This window comes from Clostridium sp. ATCC BAA-442, from assembly GCF_964239415.1.
Lineage (GTDB): Bacteria > Bacillota > Clostridia > Oscillospirales > Oscillospiraceae > Flavonifractor > Flavonifractor plautii.
The window spans coordinates 64,535-74,953 of sequence record NZ_CAXSQB010000014.1; the positions used below are offsets into that span (position 1 = coordinate 64,535).

Annotated in this window: 10 protein-coding genes and 1 pseudogene; 5 read left to right on the top strand and 6 right to left on the bottom strand. The window is 63.5% G+C overall.

What is annotated here, in order from left to right; genetic code table 11:
* A pseudogene (locus tag ACESY8_RS08255) lies at positions 1 to 478 on the bottom strand (FUSC family protein); the annotation flags it as partial.
* Positions 479 to 700: 222 nt separating this feature from the next.
* Here ACESY8_RS08255 and ACESY8_RS08260 point away from each other — a divergent pair.
* Together ACESY8_RS08260 and ACESY8_RS08265 are read left to right on the top strand one after the other, a co-directional pair.
* A complete protein-coding gene (locus tag ACESY8_RS08260; RefSeq protein WP_044941198.1) occupies positions 701 to 1,672 on the top strand; it encodes an MBL fold metallo-hydrolase in 972 nt (323 codons plus the stop codon).
* A 241-nt stretch (positions 1,673 to 1,913) separates the two neighbouring features.
* On the top strand, positions 1,914 to 2,123 hold the full coding sequence (locus ACESY8_RS08265; RefSeq protein ID WP_007494041.1) for an alpha/beta-type small acid-soluble spore protein: 210 nt from the start codon (positions 1,914 to 1,916) through the stop codon (positions 2,121 to 2,123).
* Between the two features lie 124 nt (positions 2,124 to 2,247).
* Here the strand turns inward: ACESY8_RS08265 and ACESY8_RS08270 are convergent, their stop codons facing one another.
* Entirely contained in the window at positions 2,248 to 4,185 is a 1,938-nt protein-coding gene (locus ACESY8_RS08270; RefSeq protein WP_434307792.1) for a M56 family metallopeptidase, read from the bottom strand.
* Positions 4,182 to 4,565, bottom strand: coding sequence for a BlaI/MecI/CopY family transcriptional regulator (locus ACESY8_RS08275; protein ID WP_009258349.1), 384 nt, complete (start codon positions 4,563 to 4,565; stop codon positions 4,182 to 4,184). Before ACESY8_RS08275 ends, ACESY8_RS08270 begins: the two co-directional genes overlap by 4 nt.
* 137 nt (positions 4,566 to 4,702) lie before the next feature.
* Between ACESY8_RS08275 and ACESY8_RS08280 the strand changes: the two genes are divergently transcribed.
* The 3 genes from ACESY8_RS08280 (at position 4,703) to ACESY8_RS08290 (ending at position 7,609) form a co-directional block, all read left to right on the top strand.
* Positions 4,703 to 5,308, top strand: a complete 606-nt coding sequence (locus ACESY8_RS08280) for an inorganic diphosphatase (protein WP_007494046.1) — start codon at positions 4,703 to 4,705, stop codon at positions 5,306 to 5,308.
* 91 nt (positions 5,309 to 5,399) lie between these two features.
* On the top strand, positions 5,400 to 6,569 hold the full coding sequence (glf, locus tag ACESY8_RS08285; protein ID WP_009258347.1) for a UDP-galactopyranose mutase: 1,170 nt from the start codon (positions 5,400 to 5,402) through the stop codon (positions 6,567 to 6,569).
* Between the two features lie 11 nt (positions 6,570 to 6,580).
* Entirely contained in the window at positions 6,581 to 7,609 is a 1,029-nt protein-coding gene (locus ACESY8_RS08290; protein ID WP_054338644.1) for a glycosyltransferase family 2 protein, read from the top strand.
* A 105-nt stretch (positions 7,610 to 7,714) separates the two neighbouring features.
* Here ACESY8_RS08290 and ACESY8_RS08295 read toward each other — a convergent pair whose 3' ends face one another.
* The 3 genes from ACESY8_RS08295 to ACESY8_RS08305 are packed head-to-tail and all read right to left on the bottom strand — an operon-like array spanning position 7,715 to position 10,309.
* Positions 7,715 to 8,332 (bottom strand): single-stranded DNA-binding protein, encoded by a 618-nt coding sequence (locus ACESY8_RS08295; RefSeq protein WP_007494049.1) that lies wholly within the window; start codon positions 8,330 to 8,332, stop codon positions 7,715 to 7,717.
* A 56-nt stretch (positions 8,333 to 8,388) separates the two neighbouring features.
* Positions 8,389 to 8,907: a macro domain-containing protein gene (locus tag ACESY8_RS08300; RefSeq protein ID WP_007494050.1), complete on the bottom strand. Its 519-nt coding sequence runs from the start codon at positions 8,905 to 8,907 to the stop codon at positions 8,389 to 8,391.
* A gap of 37 nt (positions 8,908 to 8,944) precedes the next feature.
* On the bottom strand, positions 8,945 to 10,309 hold the full coding sequence (locus tag ACESY8_RS08305) for a Na+/H+ antiporter NhaC family protein (RefSeq protein WP_054338643.1): 1,365 nt from the start codon (positions 10,307 to 10,309) through the stop codon (positions 8,945 to 8,947).
* Between the last annotated feature and the right edge of the window lie 110 nt (positions 10,310 to 10,419).

Consider the following 10,419-nt stretch of genomic DNA (forward strand, 5'->3'; position numbering starts at 1 on the left):
CGTCCGCCCCGCCTCCCCCGGCCAGTTCCTCCAGCAGCTCCGCCAGGCGGGTCAGGCTCCGGGTGATCTCCTCCTCCGGCGGGGCGGACGGGGCAGACAGCCGGGCATAGAGGAGCAGCGCCCCGATGAGCACCAGCGTACAGAACAGCAGGCACAGCATCTGAACCGGAAATTCCTCCGGCGTGGGCGGCCGGAGCTCCAGGAACACGAAGGTCATGGCGTAGCCGAAGTAGCCCTTTGGCGCGAACTGGTCGCTCTGGAAAAACACCAGCGCAAAGGGAACCGTGAAGTTCAAAAGCACACAGAGCACCGCATTCCGACTGGCCAGATAGGCGAGCATACCCAGCAGGAGGGTGATGAACAGCAGCTTGATGTAATATGTACCGGTGTTGTTGCGTTGCCGCCGGATCTGAAACAGGGTGGTGGTGCTGGACACCACCATGGCGTTCCGGCTCCCGAACAGGAGTGAAACCGTCAAAAAAAGAACCACAAAAAACAGAATGGTGGGAAACGCGGCCTTCCACCGGCTTCGGAACTGTGCCGCGAAAGCTCTGCATATTCCACAGAAATCCACTCTTTTCCACTCCCTTCGCCCTTTTTTCCCATTATACCCCGATCCCCTCCCGCCTGCAAGCTGATACGCTTGACGGCTCCCCAGCGTTTTGGTAGGATGGATCGTGGACAGAAAGGAGCGCATGTGATGACCGAGTGTATTTCGGAGGGCCTGTACCGGATTCCGGTGCCCCTGCCCGGCAACCCTCTCCGGGAACTGAACAGCTACCTGCTCCGCGGGCGGGAGCGCAGCCTGCTTATCGATACCGGCTTCCGACAGGAGGAGGGCCGCCGCGCTCTGTTTGCCGGGCTGGCGGAGCTGGATGTGGACCCCAGGGATGTAGATGTGGCCCTCACCCATCTCCACTCCGACCACTCCGGCCTGGCCCCGGAGGTCGTTGGGGAAACCGGCTGGATTTACGTCAGCGGGCCCGACCGGGCCTATCTGGAGCAGCCGGAGGAGGCCAAATGGGCCCACACCGATGCCTTTTATATCTCTGAGGGCTTTCCGCCGGAGCTGTTGGCACAAAACAGGGCCAACCCCGCCCGCGCTCTGGCCCCCGTCCCCACCGGCCGTTACCGCACGCTGGAACCCGGCGCTGTGCTGGAGGCGGGCGGCCGCCGGCTCACCTGCCTGCCCGCGCCCGGTCACACCCCTGGCCAGCTCTGCTTCTGGGACGAGTCGGACGGCATTCTCTTTACCGGCGACCACGTGCTCTTTGACATCAGCCCCAATATCACGCCTTGGAACGGCATGGAGGACGCCCTGGGATGCTATCTGGACAGCTTGCGGGCCGTGCGGGAGCTGCCCGCCCGCCTGGCTCTGCCCGGCCACCGCCGCCCCGGTGCGCTGGCCCCCCGGGTGGACGCCCTGCTGGAGCACCACGCCCGCCGCCTGGACGAGCTGACCGCCATCCTCCGCGCCCGCCCCGGCAGCACCGCCTATGAAGCCGCCGCCCACATGACCTGGAACATCCGCTCCAGGAGCTGGGACGACTTTCCCCTGGCCCAGAAGTGGTTTGCCGTGGGCGAGTGCATCGCCCACCTGGACCATCTGCGCCGGCAGGGACGGCTCCAGCGCGAGCAGCAGGACGGTGTGTGGCATGCCTGGGCCCTTTAACCGCGTCCGCCGGGCGGCAACGGTACATTTTCCTCTTTTTTATCTTCTCTTTTATTCTATTTCTGATGTTCTTTCCAAAACCGACACAGTTTACTTCAATTTTATCTATCTGTATTATTATTCCCCTTTTTTCGCAGACCCGACCAGCAAAAAATGGCGCACATAGAAATCCGCCCTGGGGCAAAGCTATGTCTGGATTCACCGAATCCAACAAATTTGTCACCAAAGGAGATGCGCTATTATGTCTAGCTCTAACAATTCCAATTCCAACCAGCCCGTGGTTCCCAGCGCCCGTGAGGCCCTGAACAAGTTCAAGATGGAGGCCGCCCAGGAGGTTGGCGTCAACCTGAAGCAGGGCTACAATGGCGATCTGACCAGCCGTGAGGCCGGTTCCGTTGGCGGCCAGATGGTCAAGAAGATGATCCAGGCGTACGAGAACAGCATGCAGTAACCAGTCTGCCCGGATCGGCTGATAAAAACAGAAGCGGGGGGGGGGGGGGGGGGGAGGAATTTCCTCCGCCCCGCTTCTGCCTGTCGAAAAAGTCAGCGGCATCAGGAAACGTTTCGTTGCCGCCTCACCCATGCACGGGGTACACATCGTTCTCCACCACGTCCCGGATTTCCGTAAAGCGGCCGTTTTCGTCAAAGCAATACCACGCGGTGCCCTCATGGAGCTGTCCCTCCGTGTCCGCCCAGGCCCAGGAATACTGGAGGGACAGGCCGTCCTCTGACCAGGCCAGGGGAACGCACCGGGGATAGCCGACGGCATCTCCCATCTGGTACTCCGGGTTCAGGGCGGCAAAGGTGAGGCCCGACAGGCCCCCTGTGTCCTTATGAAGCTCGTCCGGGTACAAATCATCCAGCGGGAAAGAGAATGCCACCGCCTCTGTAGCAATGTCGGTAGCCGTCACCGCCACCCGAGCGCCGTCGGGCGACCAGAGGGGAGCGGAGAGGATGCCGCCGCCGAAGTCGGCAATCTGCCCCAGCGGGACAGGATACTCCCCGCCGGTGTCATAGAGCAGATACCCGCGGCCGCTGGGGGTAATTGAAATCAGCCGGCTTCCGTCGGGACTCTCCGTGCGGTCGCGGCCCAGCACCAGGGTGTTCCGGACAGCCTCCGCCTCCTCCCGGCTCACCTGGGACAGATCGAACCACAGGTCATAGACGCCGTTTCCCGCGGCTGCCTGATCCATCACATAAAAGGTGTGCAGCTCCTCCCGGCCGTCGGCCCGCTCCACCAGCACTTCATAGGTATAGAGAGGCCACTGGAATCCCTGCATGTTCTCTCCCTTGTCCAGATATGGAAGATCATCGGTCACGGTCAGCTCCACCGCCTCCGCCGGGAGGATGGGATTGCCGTCCTCATCGGACAGCTCCACGCCATAGCCGGTCACCAGGGATGCAAAGTCAGGCCGCCGGTTCCCCTCGGCATACCACAGAAAGTCGGTGGGGCTGACGATCAGGCCGCCGGCAGGCGGTGAAGCGCTCAAAATCAGGGACTCGCCGCCGCTGGAGTAGGTGCCGCTCAGTCCGCTGGGACACCGGAAGGAGTAGTTTTCTCCATAGATTTCTACGTCGGAAGCTGAACTCCCTCTCTCCCCCAGAGAACAGGCAGCGGCCCCGGCAGAGATCACCAGGGCGGCGGCACAGACCAGGGCCACGCCCTTTTTCCGCGTTCCGCCCAACGCGATGGACAGCAGGCGCTCCTTCATGGCCGCCTTGCCGCCCCGGAAGTGGGTGGTCAGGGGGGCGCGGGCCTCGATGCCCTCCTCCACCGCGTCCAGCAGGGCTGCCCCGTAGGCCGCCCGGAAGGCGGCGTCCCGCCCCGCCACCGCCGCCTCGTCGCAGGAGCGCTCCAGATCCCGGCTGGCGACCGCGGCCATCCAGTGTACCAGAGGGTTGAACCAGTGGAGGGAGCGGGAGAGCAGCAGGAGCAGCTTATACCACAGATCCCGGCGGCGGGTGTGGATCAGCTCATGCCGGAGCACCCCGTCGGACACGGTCTCCCGGGGCAGGAGGAGCGCCGGGTTCACAAAGCCCGTCACCAGGGGCGCGCCCACGGCGGGACAGACCAGCAGGGCCAGGTTCTTCACCCCCAGCTCCGCCTTTGCGGCCTCAAACCGCGCCAGCAGGGCGGCTACGGCCCCCTCCAGGGTGAAGAGCGGGGTATAGACATCCTGAATGGAGCCGCCATCCACCGGCCCGTTTTCTGCCGCTACCTCTTCCGATGCCGCCTCTTCTTCTATCAGGGCCGCATAGTGATGGTTTCCGGGATTGCTGTTAACCGTGTCCACCCGGTAGACGGCCCTGGGAACCGCCTCCACCGTCACCGGGGCCTGGGGCAGGCTCAGGTTGAAGGGGATGCACAGGCGGAGGGCGGCCAGCAGCCACACCCAGTAAAAGGCCCCGGCCCGCAGCCGCTTCTTCAAAAGGGGCCGCAGGGCCAGCAGTACGGCCAGCACCACGGACATGGCCAGGGAGATCTCCAGCACGTCGGCAAAGCGGGCGGTCATACGTCCCCCTCCTTCCCCATGGCCTCGTCCAGGAAGGCCCGCAGCTCGGCCAGCTCCTCCCGGCTGACGGAGCGGCTGTCATACAGGGCGGCCACCAGGCCGGGCAGGCCCCTCCCCTCCAGGAAGGGGGCGTTCTCAAACGCTAGGTACTCCCCCTCGTCCACCAGGGGGGTATAGACGTTCTGCCGCCCCTCCTTCCCCACGGACAGGAAGCCCCGCTCGGTCAGCCGGGCCAGCAGGGTCTGAAGGGCGGACAGATTCCACGGCCGCTCCTTCTCCAGCCGGGCGCGAATGGCCCCGGTGGGGACGGGCGGCTCCAGCCGCCACACGGCCCGCATGACGGTCAGCTCCGCCTCGGGCAGGCGGTTGAGCTTCTTCATCCCATTCACCTCCTACAAATGTATGTCTTGCTCAAGCTGAGCATACATCTGTAGGTTTTATTTGTCAAGACAAATGTTGTTTTTTTCCTCCCGGACGGCTATAATGGGAGAAAAGACCCACAAAAGGAGTGTTTACGATGTCAAATATCTGGCATGATATCAGCCCCAGCCGCATCCAGCCCGAGGACTTCGTGGCGGTCATTGAGATTCCCAAGGGCAGCAAGAAGAAGTACGAGCTGGATAAGGAAACCGGGCTTATCATCCTGGACCGGGTGCTCCACACCTCCACCCACTACCCCGCCAACTACGGCTTCATTCCCCGCACCTACGGCGACGACGGCGATCCGCTGGACGTGCTGGTGCTCTGTTCGGAGGAAATCGACCCCCTCACCCTGGTGCGCTGCTACCCCATCGGCTACATCTCCATGCTGGACGGCGGCAAGAACGACGAGAAGATCATCGCCATCCCCTTCTCCGACCCCACCTACAACCCCTACCACGACCTGATGGATCTGCCCCCCCACCTCTTTGACGAGATGAAGCACTTCTTCTCTGTCTACAAGGCCCTGGAGGGCAAGCAGGCCGTGGCCAAGGATGTGAACGACCGGGCCGCCGCCGTGCAGGTCATCCGGCAGGCCATGGACCACTATGCCGAGTGCTTTCTAGGCGGCCCCTCCGCCAAAGTGGGCCTCTACCCCACCGAGCCGGATCAGCCAACCGCTCCCGAGGGGAAAGGGAAGTAATTTTAAGAATATCTTAATGGGATGTTTATCCCTTTTTCCCGAAACCTGTGGTACACTGTGTTTGACACCAGAGAAGAGAGGACGATTCCCCATGAATCATCAATATGACTGCCTTGTCATCGGAGCCGGCCTGGCCGGTTCCGTGGCGGCCAGGGAGCTGGCCGAGCGGGGCGGCAAGCGGGTACTGGTGCTGGAGCGCCGGAACCACGTGGGCGGCAACGCCTATGATTGCTTCGACGAGGCGGGGGTGCTGATCCACCAGTACGGCCCCCATATCTTCCACACCAACAGCACCCGCGTGTTTGACTATCTCTCCCGCTTCACCCGCTGGCGGCCCTACGAGCACCAGGTGGTGGCCAATCTCCCCGACGGGGACGGGCGGCTGGAGTACCCGGTGCCCTTCAACCTGGTCTCCCTGCGGGCCGCCTTTCCGCCGGAGAAGGCCCGCGCCCTGGCGGAGAAGTTGGTATCCGCCTATGGCATGGAGAAAAAGGTCACCATTCTGGAGCTGCGGCAGAATCCCGACCCGGAGCTGTCCGCCCTGGCCGACTATGTGTATGGCCACGTCTTTGTCCGCTACACCATGAAGCAGTGGGGGCAGACGCCGGAGGAGATCGACCCCAACACCACCGCCCGGGTGCCGGTCTTTCTGTCGGAGGACTGCCGCTACTTTCAGGACGCCTACCAGGGCATGCCTCTGGAGGGCTACACCCCCATGTTCCAGTCCCTGCTGGACCACCCGGACATCACGGTGGAGCTGGGGGTGGACGCGGCCAGCCGCCTGACCCTGGACGGCAGCGCCGCCCTTCTGGACGGGAGGCCCTTCTCCGGCCCCATCATCTATACCGGCGCGGCGGACGAGCTGTTCGGCTGCAAATACGGCCGCCTGCCCTACCGCACCCTGGACTTCCGCTTTGAGACCCACCCGGTGGACTTCTGGCAGAGCCACGGAACGGTAAACTATACCGTGGATCAGGACTACACCCGCATCACCGAGTTCAAGTACCTGACTGGGCAGGAGCTGCCCGGCCAAACCACCATCATGAAGGAGTACTCCCGCGCCTACACCGGAGCGAAGGGGGAGATCCCCTACTACGCCATCATCAACGCCGGGAACAACGCCCTGTACGCCAAATACCGGGCGGAGGCGGACCGCTATCCGAATTTCCACCTGCTGGGCCGGCTGGCGGAGTACAAATACTACAACATGGACGCCATCGCCGCACGGGCGCTGGAGCTGTGTGACGACCTATTGAAGTGAGGAGACTGCCCATGTCAAAGCTCATCACATTCGCGGTGCCCTGCTACAACTCCGCGGCCTACATGGATCACTGCGTGCGCACCCTGCTCACCGGCGGGGACGACATCGAGATCATCCTGGTGGACGACGGCTCCACCAAGGACGACACCCCCGCCATCTGCGACCGCTATCAGGCGGAGTACCCGGACATCGTGCGGGCCATCCACCAGGAGAACGGCGGCCACGGTGAGGGGGTCAACCAGGGCCTGCGCCACGCCCAAGGGATGTACTATAAGGTGGTGGACTCCGACGACTGGCTGGACGAGGCAGCCCTGAAGGCCGTTCTGGACAAGCTGAGGGCGTTCGCCGGGGCGGAGCAGCCGCTGGACCTCTTTATCGCCAACTACGTCTATGAGCACGTGGAGGACAACACGCAGAAGGTGATGAAGTATACCAACGTGTTCCCCGAGGGCCGCGTGTTCACCTGGAACGAGATCGGCCGCTTCCGGCCCTCCCAGTACCTGCTGATGCACTCGGTCATCTACCGCACCGAGATGCTGCGCGCCTGCCAGCTGGAGCTGCCCAAGCACACCTTCTATGTGGACAACATCTTTGTCTACCAGCCCCTGCCGGCGGTAAAGAGCATCTACTACATGGATGTGGATCTCTACCGCTACTTCATCGGCCGGGCCGACCAGAGCGTGAACGAAAAGGTGATGGTCACCCGGGTAGACCAGCAGGTGCGGGTCACCAAGCTGATGATCGACAGCCACAACCTCAAGCAGCTCTACCAAACCCAGCGCAAGCTGGCCCGGTATATGACCAGCTACCTGTCCATGATGATGACCATCTCCTCCATCTTCCTCATCATCGACGGCTCTCCCGCCGCCCTGGGTAAAAAGACCGAGCTGTGGGAGTACCTGCGCACCAGCAACCCGGAGCTGTACCACAAGCTCAAGTACCGCTCCCTGTCCTTCGTGGGCAACATCCCCGGCTACCAGGGCCGCAAGCTGTCCGTCAAGCTCTACCGCCTGGCCCGGAAGATCTACAAGTTCAACTGAGCGGAAAGGAAACCGCCGTCACGAATCCGCCTGTTCCGTAACAACCCGAAATGCAAATAGCCCAAAAGGGGCGGGGCCGCGTCAGCACCCCCCCCCCCCCTTCTGTTATGTCTCCACCGGCTCCAGCTTCATGACGGAGACCTCGTAGGCGGTGCGCACCTCACTGACGCCGTGGTCCACCTTGGTGTAGGCCCGGCTCTGGAGCCGCCCCTCAATGCGCACGCCGTCCCCCACCTCCAGTGCCCCGCACCGCCGGGCCAGGCCGCCCCAGGCGATGCAGGGCAGGTAGTCCGCTCGGCCGTACCGGCGGTTCACCGCCAGCATCAAATCGCAGATGTCCCGGCCCAGCGGGGTGCGCCGCACCACCGGCGGCTTGCACAGCACCCCCGCCAGCAGGAGCTGGTTTTCGTGTTCTCCGGCGGCGGGGCGCAGCTCCTTGGCGTAGAGGGTGATCACCAGGCGGCTGCCCTTGCCGCTCTTGTTGTTGAAGGAGCGCACCTCCCCCTCCACCTCCAGCTCCATCCCCTCCGTCACGGGCCGCTGCTCCAGCAGGGCCCTAGGGACCAGGACATTGACCCGGTCCTCCGAGCCGGACAGCCGCCGGACGGCGAGGGGAAAGGTCTCGTATACCACGCCGTGGGTCTCATGGGACAGCACCGGCTCCGCCGCCGCGGTGCCCCGCAGCAGCGCCCGGTTCTCATTCCAGCCTGTTTGCATATCCATCCACTCTCCTACCTGGTTTCGGTAACTGTGGCATGTATATGCAGGCCCGTCCCCCCTTATGACGGCGCGTCCTCCCAGCCCAGGATACGCTTAGCCATGTCGTAGATGCTCTGCCGGTAGAGCACCAGCGTCACCTCCATGGAGGGATGGCGCTGGCAGAAATCGGCAATCGCCGCCCCGGCCACCCGGAGGGAGGCCGCCCGCGGCATGTGGCAGTCGCCGGAGAAGATCAGCGGCACCGCCACCCGCCGGCAGCTGCACAGATACGCCTTATGCAGGGCGTTCTGGTAGCACCCGGCCAGCAGGAACCGCTCCCGGGGCTCCCCGCCGTACCAGCCCGGCCCGGCCACGTGAATGATGTACCGGCAGGGCAGCCCGCAGCCCGGCGTGGCCACCGCCTGCCCGATGCGGCAGCGGCCCAGCTTCCGGCACGCCCTCTCCAGCTTCTCCGTGTCGGCGGCGGCGAAAATCGCGTCGCAGATGCCCGGGCAGCGCCGCAGATCCGTGCCGGCGGCGTTCACAATGGCGTCTGTCTCCATCCGGGTGATATCGCCCAAATACAAATACATGGGCATCCTGACTCCTCCTTTTCCCCATTCTGTCCCTATTATACTACATCAGGAGGCCGCATACCAGATAGCCCGCCGCCGAAAGCCCGGCCGCACACAGGGAATAGGGCAGTTGGGACAGGGCGTGGTCCATATTCTCCATCTTGCAGCAGCTGGAGGTGAGCACCGTGGCGTCGGAGTAGAAGCAGGCGTGGCTGCCCAGGGTGGCGCCGGAGACGATGGCGCCCATCACCAGCAGGGGGTTGGCCCCGATGGAGAAGGCCAGGGGCAGCAGGATCGGCACCGTCACGGCGGTGATGCCCCACACGCTGCCGGTGGTGAAGTTGAGAGCCGCCACCACCAGGAAGGCGATGGCCGGGAACACCGCCGGGCTCAGGATGGGCTTGACGGCATTGATGACGAAGGGGGCGATGCCGATCTCGGTCATGCCCTCCTGCATCACAAAGGCAAAGAAGATGATGGCCACCGTGGGGATCATGTTGCAAAAGCCGTGCATCGCCAGGTCGCAGAACCTAGTGAGAGACAGCTTCTTCCGGGGGATGTAGAGCAAAAAGCACACGGCGATGGCGGCCACCAGGGCCAGGAACAGCTCGCCCCCCACGATAGTCAGGGCGATCAGCGTGCCGATGGGGAGCACAAAGTCCCACAGGCAGCCGGTAATGGCCGGGGAGTCGTCCTCGTCCTCCAGATTCAGCTCGGCGCTCTCGGGGGAGTAGACCTTTCCGGTCTCCTCCACCCGGCGATAGGCCTTCTTCATCCGCCCCAGCTTGGGCACCAGCCCCAGGGAGAGCAGGGGTACCAGCGCCACCGCCGCGATGGCGTAGAAGATGAAGGGGATCACAGCGCAGAAGGTGTTGATGGCGCTCCCGTAGCCCAGCTCCGGGATGCCCGCCTCGGCGTAGAACAGCCCGGCAAAGAACACCGCCCAGGTGGAGAAGGGCAGCAGGGCGCACACCGGCGCGCCGGTGGAGTCGATGATGTAGGACAGGGTTTCCCGGGGCACCTTCTGCCGGTCAGTGAGCTTGCGCATGCAGGTGCTCAGGGTCATGATATTCAGATAGTCGTCCACAAAGATCAGAATCCCCATGACCCAGGTCACAATCAGCGTGGTCCTGGGGCCCCGGCAAAGCCGCTCCAGCAGCCTGGAGAAGCCCAGCGTCCCGTGGGAGGCGCCCAGCAGGGCGATCAGCGCACCGAACAGGCCGCACACCATGAACACCCACTGGTGGCTCTGGTCGGTGGCCACCCGGAAAAAGGCGTCCATCCAGCCGATGGGGAAGGAAAGTCCATCGACGATGATATAGGTGAGCAGGGTTCCCAGAATCAGCGGCTCCAGCGCCCGTCTGCTCTTGAGCGCCACGGCCACTACGACGACGATTGGAAGCAGCGTCCATATCCCATAATCCATAATAACGGCACCTCCGTTTGCCCCCCAGTATACGAGCACGGATGTAAAAAGGGTGTGCGTTTGCGGTGAGCACCGTTCAGATTGTGTAAAAAAAGCGGGGGGCCGATGGC